The organism is Cohnella yongneupensis, assembly GCF_042655785.1.
GTDB classification, from domain to species: domain Bacteria; phylum Bacillota; class Bacilli; order Paenibacillales; family Paenibacillaceae; genus Cohnella; species Cohnella yongneupensis.
In genome coordinates, this window is sequence record NZ_JBHSNC010000024.1 from 164,901 (window position 1) to 184,091 (window position 19,191).

Annotated in this window: 10 protein-coding genes; all 10 read right to left on the reverse strand. The window is 50.4% G+C overall.

All coding sequences use genetic code 11. The features are described from left to right. Window positions 1-98: 98 nt before the first annotated feature. The 10 genes from ACFPQ4_RS08000 to ACFPQ4_RS08045 all read right to left on the reverse strand — a co-directional run bounded on the left by ACFPQ4_RS08000 (window position 99) and on the right by ACFPQ4_RS08045 (window position 19,175). Complete coding sequence (locus ACFPQ4_RS08000) at window positions 99-2,414, reverse strand: glycoside hydrolase family 95 protein (protein WP_378111264.1); 2,316 nt, start codon at window positions 2,412-2,414, stop codon at window positions 99-101. A gap of 35 nt (window positions 2,415-2,449) precedes the next feature. Next, window positions 2,450-3,295, reverse strand: a complete 846-nt coding sequence (locus ACFPQ4_RS08005; protein ID WP_378111265.1) for a carbohydrate ABC transporter permease — start codon at window positions 3,293-3,295, stop codon at window positions 2,450-2,452. A 26-nt stretch (window positions 3,296-3,321) separates the two neighbouring features. After that, a complete protein-coding gene (locus ACFPQ4_RS08010; protein WP_378111266.1) occupies window positions 3,322-4,203 on the reverse strand; it encodes a carbohydrate ABC transporter permease in 882 nt (293 codons plus the stop codon). Between the two features lie 70 nt (window positions 4,204-4,273). Next, a complete protein-coding gene (locus ACFPQ4_RS08015) occupies window positions 4,274-5,629 on the reverse strand; it encodes an ABC transporter substrate-binding protein (protein ID WP_378111268.1) in 1,356 nt (451 codons plus the stop codon). 173 nt (window positions 5,630-5,802) lie between these two features. Continuing rightward, window positions 5,803-7,386 carry a response regulator gene (locus ACFPQ4_RS08020; RefSeq protein ID WP_378111393.1) on the reverse strand — a complete coding sequence of 528 codons (1,584 nt, stop codon included), beginning with the start codon at window positions 7,384-7,386 and terminating at the stop codon, window positions 5,803-5,805. Window position 7,387: 1 nt separating this feature from the next. Further along, the gene (locus ACFPQ4_RS08025; RefSeq protein ID WP_378111269.1) at window positions 7,388-9,193 is read right to left on the reverse strand and encodes a cache domain-containing sensor histidine kinase; all 1,806 of its coding nucleotides are present in this window, start codon (window positions 9,191-9,193) and stop codon (window positions 7,388-7,390) included. Between the two features lie 372 nt (window positions 9,194-9,565). Next, the gene (locus tag ACFPQ4_RS08030) at window positions 9,566-13,756 is read right to left on the reverse strand and encodes a X2-like carbohydrate binding domain-containing protein (RefSeq protein ID WP_378111270.1); all 4,191 of its coding nucleotides are present in this window, start codon (window positions 13,754-13,756) and stop codon (window positions 9,566-9,568) included. 409 nt (window positions 13,757-14,165) lie between these two features. Next, the gene (locus ACFPQ4_RS08035; RefSeq protein ID WP_378111271.1) at window positions 14,166-15,521 is read right to left on the reverse strand and encodes an ABC transporter substrate-binding protein; all 1,356 of its coding nucleotides are present in this window, start codon (window positions 15,519-15,521) and stop codon (window positions 14,166-14,168) included. A gap of 521 nt (window positions 15,522-16,042) precedes the next feature. Next, window positions 16,043-18,184 carry an alpha-galactosidase gene (locus ACFPQ4_RS08040; RefSeq protein ID WP_378111272.1) on the reverse strand — a complete coding sequence of 714 codons (2,142 nt, stop codon included), beginning with the start codon at window positions 18,182-18,184 and terminating at the stop codon, window positions 16,043-16,045. Continuing rightward, on the reverse strand, window positions 18,171-19,175 hold the full coding sequence (locus tag ACFPQ4_RS08045; protein ID WP_378111273.1) for a carbohydrate ABC transporter permease: 1,005 nt from the start codon (window positions 19,173-19,175) through the stop codon (window positions 18,171-18,173). The genes ACFPQ4_RS08040 and ACFPQ4_RS08045 overlap by 14 nt, the downstream gene beginning before the upstream one ends. Window positions 19,176-19,191: the final 16 nt, after the last annotated feature.

Here is a 19,191-nt window from a genome sequence, read left to right on the forward strand (position 1 = left end):
GACGCTCGCCGTCAGCGGACCGACCGGCTCTCCCGGCTGAACCGGATCGGCAACCGCCCTCGACCGGACATCAGCTCCGGACGAGGGCGGTTGTTCGCTTATGAGATATCCCGGATACGAAGCTCTCCGTCGATTGCGTAGACGCGGCCCGCTTCATAATCGAAAGGCGCCGTTCGATCGTGATACCGCAAAAGCATCCGGCCGGATGCGAACGCCTTAACGGTCGTCTCGGCCATGCGGCCTTCCGTCCAGACGATGTCGACCTCAAGCGCGCCTCTCGCTCTTAAGCCCGAGAACTTGCCGGCATTCCACTTGGCCGGAAGCGCAGGCAGCAGATGAAGATCTCCCGCATGGCTTTGCAGCAGCATCTCCGCGATAGCCGCGGTTCCGCCGAAATTTCCGTCTGCGACGTAGATCTCTTCTTCGGCCCCGGCGATTCCTGGTTTCGAGTACGTTAGCAGATTCGAATAGCACAGCTCGCCGATCAAGTGGGAGATTTGCTCGTATGCGTGATCGCCTTCGTGCAGCCTAGCATGGCAACCCGCGAAGGCGGCAACCGTGAATTCGATATCCTCGTGATTGGCGCTGCCCTTCCGCGCATCAAGCGTTACCTTCGCTGCATCGCTTAATGCCGGCGTATATTGCGGCGTTATCCGTGCAGCCGGATACAGGCTATGCAGGTGCGACAAATGCCGGTGCTCCGGCTGCGCTTCCTCGTAATCCTCCAGCCATTCCTGCAACTGCCCCTTGGCGCCGATCTGAAGCGGCGGCAGCAGCGCGATGGCGTGCTGAAGCCTGTCCTGCAGGTTATCGTCCGTATTGAGCTTTCGCGCGGCTTCCAGGCAAAATTCGAATAAATCGTGGACGAGCACCTGATCCAGCGTTGTTCCCATGGATAAAGTCCGATGCACATATGTCCCGTCGTTCGCGAAAAAGGTGTTTTCGGGCGAGATGGACGGACCCGTGACGAGCCAGCCGTATTTCGGATGAATGGCCATGTAGTCCAAGAAGAAGAGCGCCGATTCCTTTAACACCGGATACGCCGTTTTCTTCAGAAACTCATCGTCCAACGTGAATTCGTAATGTTCCATCAGCTGGCCCGCGATCCAAAGTCCCCCGGTTACGTTAAGTCCCCAGGACGTCTGCCAGGCCGGCGCCGCAAATCCCCAAGCGTTAGAGACGGTATGCGCTACCCAGCCCTCGCAGCCGTAAAAGTCTTTCGCCGCCGATCTTCCTCCCTGCGCCAGTCGTTCGATGTAACGCATTAACGGCAGATGGCTCTCCGACAAGTTGCCGATTTCGATCGGATAATAGTTCATTTCGGTATTGATATCGAGATGATAGTCGCAAGTCCAGCCCATACGGCAAGCAATATCGTCGTTCCAAATTCCTTGCAAATTCAAAGGCAAAGGAGAATCTTCCCGCGCGCCGCAGAGCGTCAAATAGCGGCCGTACTGGAAGAACAGCGCGTATAATTGCGGATCGTCGTCGATGCCCTCTGACAAACGTTTGATTCGCTCGTCCGTCGGAAGCAGAGCAGTAGCGTTAGCGCCGAAATCCACATGAACGCGGTCATATCCCTTCCGATAATCCGTGATGTGATCCGCTTTGAGACGCGAATAGCCTTTAAGCTCCGCTTCGTCCAACCGCTTCTTGCTTTCCTGAAGCCAATCGTCGCCTTCCACTCCGTAATCCGTATGGACCGCGAAATAGATAATGGCCTCCCATGCTCCCGCGACTTCAATGCGGCCGTTGTCCCCCGTTACTTGCCCGCCTTGGGCACGAACGCGAACTTGGCCTTTACAGCGTACACCGCACTCGCCGTCGCTATGGACACTCTCCAGTGCCTGTCCATGGAATGCCAAGACATCGGACGACTCATTCACGCTTTGGAAAAGATCCGTTCTCCCTTTCAGTTGAATCGAGAACGAAACGCCGTCCGGCAAGGAGCTCCAGATCCGGTATGCGAGGAGCCCGTCTTCATGCGTGGCGAACATTTCCCGATGCAGCTTCGCTTCGTTTATAGAATGGGAAGTGGTTAGGATGGCATTATCGATGTTTAATTCCCGTACGACATCGTTCTCTTCGTGCCCGAAGCGCAGCTCGACATCGCACATAGGCAGATTCGTTCCGAAGTTTCGTTTGGCAGGCTGCAAAATCTCCTGTGCCATACGTTCCCCCGCTTCATAATCGCCGTCGAAAAAATGCTGGCGAAGCTTTGCGATAGGTTCTTTTCCGTAGGAACGGCTTTCAATGATTTCCGGTTTGCCGGACCAAAAAGTCGACTCCGTAATATTCCAAGTCTCCTTCTCGGCACCGCCGTAGACCATCGCAGCCAATCTCCCGTTGCCGATCGGAAGGCCATCCTTCCATTGTTTCGCAGCCTGGGAGTACCAAAGTTTCAATTCGCTCATCTTTAACTTCCCCTCTTCGAATGCATTCGGTATGTTTAACCTTTAACGGCCGAGCCGACGGTCATCGCGCGTTCCACTCGTTCGCTGAAGAACAGGAACACGATTACGGTAGGCAAGCTGGCGATGGTCATAACCGCGCCCATACCGCCCCAATCCGTGCTGTACTGCCCTTGGAAGAACAGCAGCCCCAAAGGTAAGGTTTTCATGGTCTCATCGGAAATCAGAATATAGGCAAGCAAGAACTCATTCCAAGAACCCAAGAACTGCAATATCGCTATCGTTGCCATGGCCGGCGTAACGATCGGCATGATAATGCTGATGAACGTTCGAAAAATGCTGGCGCCGTCCATGCAAGCGGACTCTTCTAATTCAAAAGGAATACCTCTTAGGAACCCGTAAAAGATCAAACAGGAAAACGGCAGTCCGAATGCAATATACGGGACGATGAGCGCGCCGTAGGTGTTGATGAGGTGAAAATCTTTCACTAGAATCGCGAGCGGGATCATGATGACCTGCAGCGGGATGAACATCCCGATCATCATGTACACTCGGGCCACTCCGCGCAATTTCCATTCCAACCTCGCCGCGGCGTAGGAGAACATGAGAGACAATATTAGAATTCCGGCCGTACTGATGATCGAAACGACGAGACTATTGGCGAAGTAACGCGGGATATTAAAATTCATCCACGCATGAACGTAGTTTTCGAAGCGAAAATGCGTCGGAAGTCCGAACGGATTCGTGCTGAAAATTTCATTGTTATTTTTCAAAGAGTAGGAAATCATCCAAAAAAGCGGATATACCGATACGAGAAAATAAAGCCACAACACACCCTGCAGCAACAGTCCACCTGGTTTAGCTAGCTTGCTCTTGGAAAACATAAAAGGTTGTTCGCCCCTTTCTGCCTTTAATAAGTGATTCTTTCTCGCGCGAACAACCGGTTGATAATAAGCGTGGCGATCAAACTAAGCACGACCAAGAACACGGAGATAGCGCAGGCGTACCCGTACTTGGATTCCATAAAGGCATAACGATAGATCATGTAAGTCAACGTATAGTTCGTCGTTCCCGGTCCGCCGCTCGTCATGATCAGCATCTGGATAAAGGCGCCGATCCCGGAGGTGATCGCAAGGATAAAGCAAAATTTGTACGTTTCCGCCATCATCGGAATCGTGATTTTAAGGTGGGCCTTCCACTTCGAGCATCCGTCTATGGTCGCCGCCTCTAAATACTGCTCGGGTATGGACTTGACGCCCGCGTACAGCAAGCTGAATTGAAAGCCCATAAACTGCCAAGCGTTAACGAAAGCGATCGCGATAATCGAAACGGCCGGCGAAGTTAGCCAATTTTGCTGATACGGAATGCCGAGCGCCTGAAAAAGTTTATTGAACAATCCGCTGGTCGGATCGTACATGGCGATCCAAAGCTGGCAAACGACCGTGACGGAGAGAACGACCGGAATGAAGTATCCCGCCTTCAAAATCTTCCTTCCCCGTACTTTCGGGTCCGAGCACACTAACGCGAGCACCGTACCGACCCCGATCTGAAAGACGACAAGCACTAGAGCGAAGAGCCCGCCGTTCCGCAAGGACCTTGACAGAAGCGGATCCTGAAAGAGCTGGATGTAGTTATCGATTCCATTAAACGTACCGGCGCCTAGTCCGTTCCAATCATAGAAGCTGCGGTATAACGTCTGCAGCACGGGATACGAAACGACGATCGTATAGAGCAGCAGAGCCGGCAGCGTAAACAGGGCGATAGCTTTCTTGTTGGCTAAATAAGTTTTCATGCTGTTCAGTCCCTATATCCAGTTTAAAAGACCTCGCGCCAAAACGAACGTTTCGGCGCGAGAGTGACTATTATTTATTGATGTTTTTCAAGACGCGTTCGATGCTGCCGTTGAAGTCCTTGTCGTCAAAGCCTTTGACGACCAAGTTTTGCGTGCTGTCGTCGAGCGCGTTGTTCAATTCCGTGCTTTGATTGAACTTGGCGTAGCCTGTCACGTTCGGGAGCACCTCGTCGATCAATCGCTGCATCATCGCTGGAGGAGAAACGGAAATCGGTTGGTCGATTTTGAGCGACACGATCGGATTGCCAAGAACGAGATATTGATACTCGGAATACTTGCGAGCCAAGAACGCAGCAACCTTGATCGCCTCTTCTTTATGCTCGCTCGTCTGCGAGACGGCAAGACCGCCAGGCGAAGGAGAACCGTTCATGAAATATTTCATTTTCTCGTAAGTTTGCTCGTCTTTAGCCGGCCAGTACATCCAATCGACGTCTGCGCCCATGTTTTTGTCCGCGCCGTAAATTTCCCACTGGCCGTTAACGAACATTGCCGCTTTGCCGGTGTAGAACAACGAGGAAGCCTGATCGTAGTTAGTGTTGGTCGCGTTAGGGTCGAACAATCCCGCTTCTTTCAAACGCTGGAACGCGCTGGACGCGTCCTTGAACGCAGTCGGCAGTTCGGTCAGCCCTTGCTGTTCGAGGGCTCCGAATCCATCGGACTGTTCCCGCGTAACCAAACCTCTGTAGAAGGCGGTCGTAATCCATTTTTCCTTGGCGAAGATCGAAAGCGGCATGATGCCTTTCTCCTTGAACTTCTTGATCGCCTCGATCCACTCGTCGTACGTCTTGATAGGCGCTTGTACGCCTGCTTGCTCAAACAGCTTTTTATTGTAGTAAAGAATCTGGAAGTTCGTGCCACCTGCAGTATAGGCGTAGATATGTCCGTCCGGAGCGGCTAGCGATTTCTCGTAACCTGGGTTGAAATTGGCCAGCAAATCCTTAGTCGCCTGAGCGTCGTCGAGCACTTCGATGTTTTTGGATTCGGAGAACGCTTTAATGATGCTGTAATCGGCGTCGAAAATATCAGGCATGTTGCCGGTCGCCGCGTAAGTTTTCAGCTTTTGGTTGTTGTCCTGCTGCATAGGGTCTAGCACGAGCTCGATCTCGGGCATCTCTTGTTTCAGCGCCGCTACCGCATAATCGTATGGTTTCTTGGTGTCGTCGTCGAAATATTTCGCATAGATCCGCAGTTTGATCTTTTGCGCCGGCGTGGCATTGCTTGCCGTGCCGCTGGCTTCGCTGTTTGCGGCGCTTCCCGTCGCGCTGGCTACGTCGTTATTCGATGAATTGCCGTTCCCGCAAGCGGTAAGCGAGAAAGCCAAGGCCAATCCCGCGGCCATGACCGAATATTTGCCCGTTCTTTTCATTTCGTTCTTCCTTCTTTCTCGTCGATAATGATTACATTTTGTGAAGCCGTTCCCGGGTACATGTTTCATTATAGAAGGTGTCCTCATGCTAAAATACGCAACGATCGCGACCATTCTGCAAAAAACGAGACATCGGAGCACAAGAGAAAAAGCCGCTTATGCGCGGCTTCGACTCATTTGTTCAACCTGGTTTCATATTCCGTCGGCGTGAGACCGAATTGCTTTTTAAAGCATTTGCTGAAGTAATTCGGGTCATTGTAACCCACCTGTTCGGCGATGCCAAGCAACTTCACGTATCCTGCGCCAATCAACTCCTTAGCTTTCTGCATCCGGACATACGTGATATAGTCCAATACCGAAGTTCCGCCTTCCCGCTTGAATATTTTCCGCAAATAGCTGGAATCGATGAACAATTGCGCGGCGACGCCTTCTACGGTCATATCCGGATCGGCAAAACTCTCTTGGATATAGGTTTGGGCGGCATGGTAAAGTTTATACGACTTGGAGGACCTTATCCCCTCCGATGCCATAACCGCCTTCCGGTAGATCTCCGTTATCCAGTCCTTTCCTTCTTGAATGGATGCCAACTTGCGCATGTCCCTGACGGGCGAGAAACCCGCGCCGAAAACCTCCTCGATTGCATGGCCCGATTCAATGGCGTACGATAGACAAACGGAAATCAAGCCGATCATGATGGTGTAGGCGTTCTCCAGTGTCGCACCATCGTTGTTCATGTAAGAAAAGGCGTCCTCCAGCCGTTTCTCTACGCCGTTCCAATCTTTGGCGCGTAGCTGGAAAATGAGCGATTCGTGCAATTCGGCGGGAAAGAAACTGAATCTCTCCGACTGATTGTTCAACCTGTCAAACCAAATCAATCTACCTTGCCCCGCGGTAAGCTTGAGCTGGATGCAGAGCAGCGCCTCGCGATACGAATCGTGCAAGTATTGATATTCGCTGCGGGGGGTTCCGAATCCGACCGTGACGGTGAACTTGAAATGACGTTCCACTAGGCGGCCAAGCCTCTCGAAAGCATGACCATCGTAAGATTTCATTTCCCATTCGTTCCGAAAGGCAAGGATGGAGACGATATGCCCTTCGGCATCGTGAAAGACGTAATGCTCTCCATCGATCTTCACCAGATCCTGAAGCATGTTGGATACGGTATGTTTCCACAGGACAATTTCCTTCGGATCGCTCCAATTCTCATACATATTGTCGATTTCCGTCACGACAACGCGAAACCGCTGCGGGGGAATCGGCATACGGAATCGCAGCAAGGAAGCTTCGATGGCGGGCCTGTCCATATCCATGTCATGACGAATCAATTGGTTCAAGAAGCTCTCGCGCAACAAGGGAACATAATCCTTCGACCATTCGGTGTCCTCTCGTGCGCCTAGTATGAAGCTTCTCGCTTTCTGAAGCGCCATAGTGAATTCTTCATTATCAAAGGGCTTCAGCAGGTAATCCATGACCCCGATTCGCATGGCCTTTCGGGCATATTCGAATTCATTGTGTCCGGTTACTATTATGATGAATAGATGAGGGTAAAGCCGCTTGAGCTGCCCGGCTAGGTCCAATCCGTCCATATATGGCATGCTAATGTCGATCAGCGCTAGATCGGGCTGGTATTTCTCTGCCTCCTGCAAAGCTACGATCCCGTTATTTGCTTCGCAGCACATAACAAATCCAAGGCTCTCCCAATCGATGCGTTCCTTCATATGTTTTCGAAAGAGACTCTCGTCATCCACGATCATCACTTTAAGCAAACGTATTCCTCCATTCACCTGCGGCGGGAAGGCTTATCGTTACCATCGTGCCTTCTTCTTTCCCGCTCTGGATTGAGATCCCGTAATCCTCGCCGAAATAAAGCCGAATGCGCTCATTCACGCTGAATAAGCCGAACGAACTAGGCTTTCCATCTTCCGTATAATGTTTCCAATTTGTCGCCAGAGCATCTTGGGGGATGCCTACGCCATTATCCTCGACGCGAATCGTGATCCGAGATTCCTCTTTGCGTCCGGTAACCCTAATGCGCCCCTTGCTTCCTTTTATTTTAAGCCCATGATAGATGGCGTTCTCCAAAATCGGTTGAAGCGTTAGTTTCGGGATTTCGCATGACAGGATCTCCTGATCGATGTCCATTTCGTAGTCGAACACGTCTGCGTACCTAATGTTTTGGATGGCCAAATAATCGCCGGCGTTCTTGATTTCGTCGCCGATCGTGATGATCTCGCTGCCTTTGCTTAAAGCGATCCTGTAGAAATCAGCTAAGGCCTTCGTCGTGTCCCTGGCTTCGCGATGCATGTTCATATCATTCAGCACGTAAATCAAATCCAAGGTATTATACAGAAAATGGGGTTTGATCTGCGCATGGATCAGCGCCAACTCGATTTCCTTCTTAGTGATTTGATCCGCCTCGACTTGAAGCAGTAGCGTCTTGATTCGATCGATCATGGAATTGAACACCGAAGCGAGCAGCCCGGTTTCATCGTTGGTATGAATGACGGCCACCGCGTTCATGTCGCCTTCTTTCACCCTGCGCATCGTCTTCGTCAACTTCAGCAGCGGGCTCACGATCACTTTAGAAAGCAGACCGGCCCCAAGCAACCCGAATACAAGGCAAATCGCGCCGATAATAAGGGTCATGACTCTGTTCTTCTGGATATCCTGCGTGATCAGATCGACGGGCACTACATTGACGAGATACCAGCCCATCTTGTCGTATGGGACGCTGGTGACGAGATTTCTTCCGGTATCGGTATTCACGATCAGGGAGAAAGTACCCTTGCCCTTGACTAACACGAGTTGTCTCAACCGTGTATCCTGCAGCGGCTTCAATAGATCCGATTTCAGAACAGACGAAACGACCCGTCCTTCTTGGTCCACGATGTAAAATTTCTTATTCATCCCGAAATCCGCGCTCATGTTGGCAAAAATATTAGAAATCGAGCTTTCTTTCACGTTCACGAGTAACATGCCGAACGGTTTGCCGGAGTCTAGTTTCAAAATTTTCTTTCCAATGGAGATCACAGGTTCGCGAGGGTCCGTCACCAAATAGTCCCGTTCAGCCATCGGAAACCAATAATTGACACCGTACCCGGGCTTTTTATTAATCTCATCGAGCAAGCGGCTTCTGGAAATCTGCCTGTCATTCTCCTTCACGGGGAAGTAGGATGCAAAGAGTCGCTCCGAGGAATCGAGGAAAGCCGCCGAGTCAATGTCGGGAAAGTTGAGTAGATTGATGCTAAACTGCGTCTGCATTTGCGTGGACAGTTGTTTCTCCTCAAGCGGAGTCGGACTCGCGGATATTCCGCTGTAGATATGGTTGATGTCCGCCATCATGACGTTGGCGCCGCTCTCCGCGTTTTTGACCATCGTATCGACGCGGGTTAGGATCAGCGTCGACTCGTCCAACACGTTCTGTTTCGTTTTGTTGATCAAGGAATCCGTAAACAAATCGCGCGTGAAATAACCGAGAACGAACAAGGGAATGAGAATCAAGGGAATGTACACAGCGATAATTTTCTGTCTGATCAGCAAGGCGCGGAATGGATTTTTGGACATCGGTTATAAACCTCTCTTTTTATGCACCTGCTTCCCTAACAAATTATTATTATAGATAACATTTCACGATATAAACACGTAGGAATCGAGACAGATGGGAATAAATTGAGACAATTTCACGGATTAAATGATCTTTTAGTCAAAAAGGGCCGTCAAATAGTTGATCTGGTCGCTGACCATGAGCTTCGGGCAACCCGGTGCCCGCGGAATCGGGCACCTTCCGTAATTCCGGTATGCCACAAATACAGAACGCCGGCGCTAGGCCGGCGTTCTTCGTTTACAGAGATGATTTGTTTTTAACAGATGACCCAACAGACGGAAGAATCAGCAACCTTCCTCTATCCATGGAATACTGGTATTTCGGAGTCTTCTCTAGTGTACTACCTTAGGAACGCGGAATCTCACCCCGTCCAGCATGAAAGCTGCACCCGATTTCTTCACACCTTTGATGGTATGAGTGCCGCTAGTCAAATTGAAGATGCTGAACACCGTCTGACGGGACAAACGGCTGTCGCTTTGTAAGCTGACCGTTCCTTTGAACTCATTGTCTACAAAAACGTCTATCTCCCCCTGGGAAGGGTCGGTCGGAGCGATGATTTCAACGCCCGTCCCCTTGAAAGAATACTCGAAATAGTCGCCGTTATTCGTAGTAGAATGTACGTCGTTCTGATAGTCCCCTCGACGGTCGAATGTTAAGAGTACAGTACCCACCTGCTGTTTTTCAAGGTACTGCTTCTTGATCGTAACGGAATTTCCCGACACGGTGTAATCCTTCCCCTGTTTGAGTGCTGCTTCACCGTTCCGGACACCTATTAGGTTTCTTCTGTCAAATCCAAGCTCGGTAGTAATGCCATCCTGACCTTTGCTCGATTTGTCGAAGGTGGCCTTGTCCGGTCCAATGATGTCCGCAATTCGAACCCTCAACTGATCTAGAAGCATGAACTGTCCGGATATCTTCACCGCTTTGATCGTATGCTCGCCGTCAGGCAGTCCAGCGACGTTATACACAGCCCGGTGGGTGACCCGGCTCGTATTATAGGTGTCGACCGTCTGTCTAAACTCGCCGTCGATATAGATATCCATTTTACCCTGCGAGGAATCGAGCTCCGTAATCAGTTCGATGCCCGTTCCTTTGAAGGTATATTCGAAGGAATTTCCGTTTGTCTCCGACCAATGGATATCATCCTTGTAATCGCCGAGACCCCTGTTTGTATTCGGGTTCCAAGCTCCGTTATAAACTATGGATGCGTCATCGTCATTGAGGTCTATGTATCGGCCTCTTAACGATTCGCTTACGACAACCGTCAACGTCCTGGAGGCGCCTGCGCTGAATTGGAGCGACAAGTTGACCGTACCCGGAGACAGGGTGCCCAAATATTCCTTGCTGATCGCAACCACGTTGCCTGAAACCGTGTAATCCTCACCGGGATTGAGCGGCGTTACACCGTTCGTGATGCCGACTAAATCGTTGTCGTTTAGCGTCATCGTCGTCGTGACGTCGGATGATGCTGCCGCCGTTTTGTCAAAGCTCAATACAGTCGGAACAATTGAACTATTAAGCGGTGTCGTGTCGCGAATAGCGATGGAGAGAATCCGAGATTCCCCTGCATTGAAAATAAATCGGAGCCGCGTCGTACCGGTCGGCCGTGCCGCCAAGTACGATTTGTTGATCGTTATTACGTTACCCGACACCGTATAGTCGGTCCCCTCCGATAAAGCCGTTCCGCCGTACACGATACTAGTCAGTTGATTGCCTTCCAGCGACAACACTGTAGAGACATCCGCTTGCGCCGCCGCGTTCTTGTCAAAGTCGACCGATACCGGACTAATCGTGCTGTTATTGGCCGCGCTATCGGTTACGACAATGGCCAGACGCTGCGTTGCGCCCCCGACGAAAGTAACGACGAGATTCGTGGTTCCGACCGGTAATCCGGCCAAATATGCTTGTTTGACGGTTAGCTCATTGCCCGTTACCGAGTAGTCGATCCCTGCAGCCAGTGGGATCCCTCCATTAGCCACCCCGCTGATCTGATAACCGTCGCTGATCGTCGACCGCACATCGTCAGGCGACGGAGCGCTCCTATCAAAACCAAGAGCTATTGGATTCAAGAGATCCGGCAGAGCGACCCTCAATTGGTCAAGCAGCATGAAAAATCCGCCCGAGTTCTCCCATGCTCGCTTCACGACTTTCAACGTATGATTGCCTGCCGGCATACCGGATACGTAATATACCGTATGATGGGTCGATCTGTACGTATTGTTCGTATTGACTGTTTGCTTGAATTCCCCGTCGACGTAGACATCAATGATCCCCTGGGAACCATCCAATTCCGTAATCAGTTCGATACCCGTTCCCGTAAACGTATATTCGAAAGAATCGCCGGCGGTCTCGGTCCAATGGATATCATCCTGGTAGTCCCCGAGCCCGCGCCCGGTGTTAGGATGCCATGTGCCCGTATAGACGATCGCGGGATTGTCGTCATTCAAGGATAACGAACCACCGATGGACGAATCCAAGATGACGAGCGTGACCGTCTGAGGCGCTCCCCCCGTAAAGGAGAAGGTGAGCTCGCTCGTTCCGGCAGGGAGCGTCGCCAAATACTCCTTCTTGAATGCAACCGTATTCCCCGACACCGTATAGGCTGTACCTTCCGAAAGTGCGATTCCTCCTCTGGAGATCGCGGTCAGCTCATTGCCATTGCGCGCAAATGTCGTCGTTTGGTCATCTTGTGTCTCATCGCCTTTATCGAAATCGATCACGGCTGGAAGCACGACGCTGTTCCGTATTGTCGAGTCTATGATGGTAATGCTAAAGGTCTGCGCCTTTCCTTCGGAAAAGTCAAAGGTCAGACTGACATTGCCGACCGGTCTCCCGGCTAAGTACTCTTTCTTAATCGTTACCGTATTACCCGAAACGGTATAATCGGTGCCTGCAGTCAACAGCGTTCCGCCGTTTGCAATACTTTGCAGCGTATTGCGGTTAAGCGTCATTGTCGTGGCCACGTCAGCTTGAGCGGCTGCATTTTTATCGAAAGAAGCCGAAACAGGGCTGATCGAACTGTTTTTCGCATTTGAATCAATCACGTTAACAAGGAGAGATTGCGACGCTCCCGCCCATTCCTTGCCCTCATTGCGCACCCATGAGCCCGAATACCGAATGCCTACGTCGTCGTCATTGGCAAACGCGGTGCCTTTTTGGACGGTAACCTTGAGCAACCGTGAGCCGTGCGGCGGCACCGCGGCGGCGCTGAACCCGTTTTCGTAAATACCGAGCTCTGAGTGGTTCCACAGATCACGCACAGACGCGGGTCCGCTTATTCCGATATCGCTCCAGTTGACTTTCACTTCCGCTGCGGTACTGCCTAGGTTGAACAATGCGACCGAGTAGGTTCCATCCCCGTTATTGGCATACCATACCTGCTGATTCGTGTCGGTGGACACCGGTCGTGCAGGGCGGCCTGCCTGGTCAACGGCGATCACCTCATCGTTGGTAAGCAATTGAACACCGTAATCGTCCAATTTCGTCAAATCATTCCCGATATAGAGCGGCACGGCGGACGCGGCGAAAAACGTCATGGCCGTTTGGCGCTCTACCTGCGTCAAGCCGTCCATGGCTCCGTTTCCAATATTCAAGGAATCGAAATCGTTCCATCCTTCAGGGCCTGCATGTCTCCACCACTGAGCAGCCGTAGGGAACAGGCGTGCGATATTGTCCCACCTTGTCAGTGTATTGCAGTAACATTCGATATCCCAATGTACGCGCCATCCGTTCGCATACTGTTTCCATGTGTCGGCATACTTGATGTCCAGCGCCCAAGAAAGCTCGAACCAAATGTTATGCGGAGCCAACGCCTGAGACCAAGCCTTGACATCGTCACGAGAATCTTTGGAAAGGTCATATATGCCGGAACCAGGCGTTACGCTATCCAATTTCAGAAAATCTACACCCCAAGCAGCAAACTGATCAGCTATGGAATTGATATAGCTCTGTGCACAGGGATTTGAGAAATCAATCTTATAGCTATAGTTCCAATAATCTGCAGATTTTAGAGGCAACACCACAATATCCTGCGTGGAGCAGCCGGGTGCACCATAAATAGGCAAATCGGCGTTATATGCTGCCGGTGATATTCCAGGACCCCAATAGATCCCGAACTTTTGCCCATTGGCATGTACATAATTAATCAGATTCGTAAATCCACCCGGATATAGAGTAGCACTCGGCACAGGACGTCCATACTCATCTATACCTCCGCTCCAGCCTGAATCTACATTGATATAGTTATAGCCGTGGGATTGAAGGAGCGCTTTCATCGCGTCGGATTGCGCTTTAATCTCTGCCTCGTTAATCCAGTTCCAGCCGTCGCCGCCATTATAACCTTCCCAAACCTGCATACTGTAGCTGCTCCAGCCCATAAAGGGTTTGGCCCCCGGGCCGTTATCGGCGGCTTCGGCCTTTGTCGGCTGGAATCCGACGGACGTGAGAGAGGCAACAATCAGTATGAAAGCCAAGCCCATCATAATTAATCGTTTAATGCTGGTTTCAGTTCCTGAAAACATCATGATTCTCCTTCTCCTATGTAATGAGTGCGCTTACAATACTTTCGTAAGGCTCATGAACGGCTCTGCTCCCATTCGACGTCACCGTCCTGCCGAGCATATGTATCAAATCCCTCGATCGTCTGGGCTCGTCAGGGTTCTTGTGTTGATAGAACGTATTCAGGCATTGCGTATTTCGTGCAAAAGATCACCCCCTTCAAATTGACGCCGCACAACCGATCCCAATCTTACGGCTGGAAAAGTCAGTCAATTTTGCTGATAGGGAACAGCATCTTTCTTTCCCCGTACTTTCGGATCCGCGCAAACCAAAGCGAGAAGCGAGCCTATAGTTCGCAATTCCGTTAAAGCTCATTCCAGTCTATAGTTTGAAAAACCTCGCGCCGAAACAATCGTTCCGGCGCGAGTGGAAGTACTACTCATTAATGGTTTTCAGGACGCGTTCGATATTTTCGTTGAACTGCTTGTCAGTAAATCCTTTTACGATCAAGTTTTGCGTATTGTCATCGAGCGCATTGGTCAATTCCGTGCTTTCGTTGAACTTGGCGTAGCCTTTGACATTCGGAAGCACCTCGTCGATCAGGCGCTGCATCATCGCAGGAGGATTGACGGACACTGGCTGGTCGATTTTCAGTGACACAATCGGACTTCCAAGCTCAATATATTGATATTCGGAGTATTTGCGGGCCAGGAAAGCGGCCACCCTAATGGCTTCTTCTTTATGCGCGCTGGTCTGCGAGATTGCAAATCCGCCAGGCGAGGGGGCACCGTTCAAGTAATATTTCATATTCTCATACGTTTGCACGTCCTGTGCCGGCCAGTACATCCAGTCAACGTTACTGCCCATTTTTTTGTCAGCGTTGTATATTTCCCATTGCCCGTTGACGAACATCGCCGCCTTGCCGGTATAGAACAGCGCCGAAGCCTGGTCGTAGTTGGTGTTTGTCGCGTTCGGGTCGAATAACCCCGCTTCCTTCAAGCTTTCGAACACCTTGGATGCGTTCTTGAACGCGTCCGGCAGCTGCGTCAAGCCTTTCTGCTCCAGGGCGCCGTATCCGTCAGGCTGCTCCCTCATGACCAAACCTTTATAAAAGGAATTCGAAATCCACTTTTCCTTGGCGAAAATCGACAACGGAATAATTCCTTTCGCCTTGAACTTCTTGATTGCCTCAATCCACTCGTCATAAGTTTTGATCGGCGCCTCAACGCCCGCTTCCGCAAACAGCTTCTTATTGTAGAAGAGCAGTTGGAAGTTCGTTCCACCGGCAGTATAACCGTAAATATGGCCGTCCGGCGCGGTGAGCGACTTATCGTTGCCCTGGTTGAATGCGGCCAGCAAATCCTTGGTCGCCTGGGCGTCGTCAAGCATCTCGATATTTTTGGATTCCACGAAAGCTTTAATGATGTTGTAGTCGGTGTCAAAAATATCGGGCAAGTTTCCGGTCGCCGCGTAGGTTTTCAATTTCTGGTTATCGTCCTGCTGCATCGGGTCCAGCACCAACTCGATGTTCGGCATCTCTTTCTTCAGTGCGGCCACCGCGTAATCGTATGGCTTCTTGGTGTCGTCGTTGAAGTACTTCACATAAATCCTCAGCTTAATCGTTTCTTCCTGTGCGGCTCCACTTGCCGTGCTGCCCGCCTCGCTGCCTGTTGCTTTTACAGTCGCACCGGATGCACCCGGATCTGCTGATTTGCCGTTCCCGCAAGCGGCCATTGAGAAAGCCAAGATCAACGATGCAGCCATGACGGAAAAATAGACTGTTCTCTTCATACCGTTCTCCCCTGCGTTCTAGATGATATATGGATTTTGTTCGATGAAAGCAACTCCAAGTGTAATCTCAATTATAAGATTGATAAGGACAAATATATATGTAACGATCGCGACCAATCTGCAAAAAACGAGACAACGGTTCCGGCGTGCGAGCAAAAGAAAAAGCCGCGTTTTTGCGGCTCCCGGTCATTTGGTCCTTGACAAGCTATTCTATTTTTGTTGAAAATTCAGAAAATTGTCTCATTTTTTTCTGATTTGTCACGATTCCTACGTAGGGGCACCTATATGGTAGCGGATTCATTGATAGTTACTCCATAGATTTATAAGGAGTCCTCAAAAGTCGCGTCGATGATGCCATCCGTCCTGTTGTCTCGGTAATGGAACGGGCTGCCGACTAGCAGCCCGTTTCCGTCAATAAATTCCACGTCATATTCGAATTCTGCGGAGTACCGCACGTTTTGGATGACCAGGTAATCGCAAGCGTTTTTGACTTCCTCGCCAATCGTAACGATTGTACTAGTCTACTTAATCAACAGCAGCTTGGATTCGGAGGGACCTAGCTCTACATGAAACTTGTCAGTACCCGCCGCATTGCTCCATTCGCTTCCGTTCCACAAATCTCGAATAACAATTTCCTTAGATGAATCTATGCCCATTCGATCAAAGGATAAGATCTTCTCGCTTCCACGCTCTTCATCAAAATTAAAGACCGCAATCCATGTTCCTTCTTCATCGCTAAGCGTGAACAAATCTTCGCTTTTATTGCCGCTGCAACCTTCCACCGGGCGGAATGTCACGCCCTTACGCGCCAGCGACATTACCTCATTATTCGTCATCCATTCCTTCGCGCGCCGGGCTGCTTCCTCCATCCGATAATCGTCGCCAAGAAGCAGCGACGTACCGGCAATCACAGCGCTGTTCAACCGACTTCTGCCCTCGGCCTCGCTGACCGAACGTTGATTGCAACTTTTGTACAAGACAACATGGTCGGGATCATTAAATCTGTACAGATTGTCATTAATCCACCAGCCATACGTGAGTGCATTCAACATATACTCCGTATCGTTAATTGTACCGAATGCATCACAGGATATCCGGCGGCTATGCGCATACCCATGCGGAAATAAGGGAGCAATGGACAAATTAATTAAAAAGGGGCGGCCGATTCTCTTCGGATCCAGTACTTCACAAATATAAGACATCCCTTTGTTATAGGCTTGGATCCCCGTCCGCACGCTCGAATCGTGAAACACGCCTTCCAAAGCACCATGCGTCAAGAAATCCAACTTCACATAATCAAAGCCCATTTCTACGAAGCTCTCCAGCTGTTGCTTGTTTCTCTCCAATGTTACGGGATGAGTGGGGTCAATCGCATACGCACCATCTAGTTTCGGCAGCGGGTTTCCAGCTTGATCCTTAATCAAAATATCTCGATATAACACATTTCCGTCCGTTCCTTCGACCGGAGTATTCGGATCACTTCCCCAGAATGCGAACGGCGTATGGTAGATACCCGGCTTTTGACCGTTTGCTATAACCCTGCTTACAGCTTCGCGAAGCTCCTCCGCCGTCAATTTGTTCCAGGTGGCATCAAAGTTGACGTATAAGCTTCCTTCAGTATCTGAGAAACCATTTGTTTGCAATTCCTTATGGAAAAAGTCCGATGTATGCGTGTAGACATCCAAATCGAGCTTACTCATCACGGCAGACCAGCTATTCCAGCCCATCGGTACGCCTCTTTGCCATGGAAGCGCAGGAGATAACATTGCATTCGCCTTGCCATAGGTTTCAAGTCCGTCACGATAGTCCGAGAATGCTCCCACGAAAATCGTCGGTGAAACGATGCTCTTGCCTTGCACCGAACCATGCGGAACCGTATCCCGCGTCTGCATGTCAGCCGCCCCTCCAAATACGCGAAGCCTGCCTACCGAGCCTCCAAAAGTCCCTTCAACGCACAAGCCCGTTTTCCACGTATCATGCGTCACGGATCCAAGAACGAATCCGCTTCTGCTTCTTGAATGGAAGATGGACGTCACCTCATAGCTTTGCAAGCTGCAAGGCAATGTCTGGGAAGCGAATCGAACCCATTTATCATTATCAAAAGGTACGAACAATGCTCTTATTTCGCCGCTAGATTCGGAAATGTTACCAAATTCCAGTACATTCCCATCATTTAAATAGGAAGCTAACGGTGTAATCTCGTTCGTCTCCCATTCGAAATCAGATTCCACTTCCAACTCGACGAACAAATACGGGAGCTGTTCGTACATTCGAATATGCTGACGCATCACCGGCTTTTCCGGCTCTTCATGCTCAAATGTCCAGCGGATGCCAAGGCCGAAGCTATCTTCAATGGCCTGCACCGATGTTTGGTTAACCCCGTGCTTGCTGTAATAGGTAGAACGTAATTGTTCAAGTCCGTAACGCGCTTCCGCATATAACCCGACCATGGATTCACCGCTGCTCCAACGAAGTGTCAGCGTCCCATCGCCTAAATTTGCCGCTGCGCGAACCAACCCATTATCGGCGATAAATTCATTCATCGATTGTTCAAGTCTCAATTTATCGAACTTCGATTCCCCAACACTCACTATCATCAGTTCTCCCATCAACAAACTCGAATTGAAATCATCGGAAGATAGAGGCCCGTTAACCAACCACACCGCTGCGCTCTACACCCTCGACAAAGTGGCGCTGCACGAAAAGATACATAATGATCAGTGGCAAAATCGCCATCAGAATCGCCGTATTCTGAATCATGGACACATAATAAGGATCTTCGCCTTGCGTCGGGTCTATGCTTCTGAAATAAATGACGAGTTGCCCCCATGCTCCGGAAACCATCGAGGACATGACTTTGGTATCACTCAGTATCATTCCGGTGAAAAAGGAATCATTCCACTGCCATACGAATGAGAACAGCATGACGGTAACGACGGCCGGAATGGCATTAGGCAGAATAATTCTGGTGAAGGTGCTGAATGTACCTGATCCGTCCACCCAGGCCGCCTCTTCCAAATCAATCGGAATCCCTCTGAAGAACTGGCGGAAAATATAGACGAATAGTCCGGTCTTCAGCCCAATGCCCAGCACGGATGAAATCACGAAGGGCCAAAAGGTATCGATCAGATTCAGCGGGTGGCCCTGAATGAGGGAAACAAGGCCCAGCACGTCAAAGTTTTTGTACTGCAGGTAGGTCGGAATCATAATCGTTTGCGGCGGCACGAGAATGGTGAAGATGACGCAGCCGAACAACAGTCCGCTGCCGCGGAATTTCATCCGTGAGAAGCCATATCCCGCAAGCACGCAGGTCAAGGTTTGCAATAACATGACCAGTCCGGACAGCAGCACCGTATTAAGCAGCACCTTCGGATAATTCAGCACTTTGCTGACGAATATGAAATTATCAAAAGTGAAATGCCTCGGTATCATCACGACGCTGCTATCATAAATGTCGATGGGATCCTTGATCGCAATCATAACCTTCATGAGAACCGGATACAGGACAACAAACGAAATACCCGCAATCAGCACGGTACGAATAATATTCCAAAGCCATATTTTCAGCTTGCTGGTCCAAAAACTTGCCCGGGTCATGCGTTCCCACAGCGGATGCGGATTATCGCGCCTTCCGCTTGCGGTTTCGGTTTTCATAGCATGTTCCCCTCCT

What these genes read in the sequence shown, in the direction of transcription:
- ACFPQ4_RS08005 (WP_378111265.1), bottom strand. Translation starts at nt 3,295, where the DNA reads ATGTTTTCCAAGAGCAAGCTAGCTAAACCAGGTGGACTGTTGCTGCAG.
- ACFPQ4_RS08030 (WP_378111270.1), bottom strand. Translation starts at nt 13,756, where the DNA reads ATGATGTTTTCAGGAACTGAAACCAGCATTAAACGATTAATTATGATG.
- ACFPQ4_RS08025 (WP_378111269.1), bottom strand. Translation starts at nt 9,193, where the DNA reads ATGTCCAAAAATCCATTCCGCGCCTTGCTGATCAGACAGAAAATTATC.
- ACFPQ4_RS08010 (WP_378111266.1), bottom strand. Translation starts at nt 4,203, where the DNA reads ATGAAAACTTATTTAGCCAACAAGAAAGCTATCGCCCTGTTTACGCTG.
- ACFPQ4_RS08015 (WP_378111268.1), bottom strand. Translation starts at nt 5,629, where the DNA reads ATGAAAAGAACGGGCAAATATTCGGTCATGGCCGCGGGATTGGCCTTG.
- ACFPQ4_RS08000 (WP_378111264.1), bottom strand. Translation starts at nt 2,414, where the DNA reads ATGAGCGAATTGAAACTTTGGTACTCCCAGGCTGCGAAACAATGGAAG.
- ACFPQ4_RS08045 (WP_378111273.1), bottom strand. Translation starts at nt 19,175, where the DNA reads ATGAAAACCGAAACCGCAAGCGGAAGGCGCGATAATCCGCATCCGCTG.
- ACFPQ4_RS08035 (WP_378111271.1), bottom strand. Translation starts at nt 15,521, where the DNA reads ATGAAGAGAACAGTCTATTTTTCCGTCATGGCTGCATCGTTGATCTTG.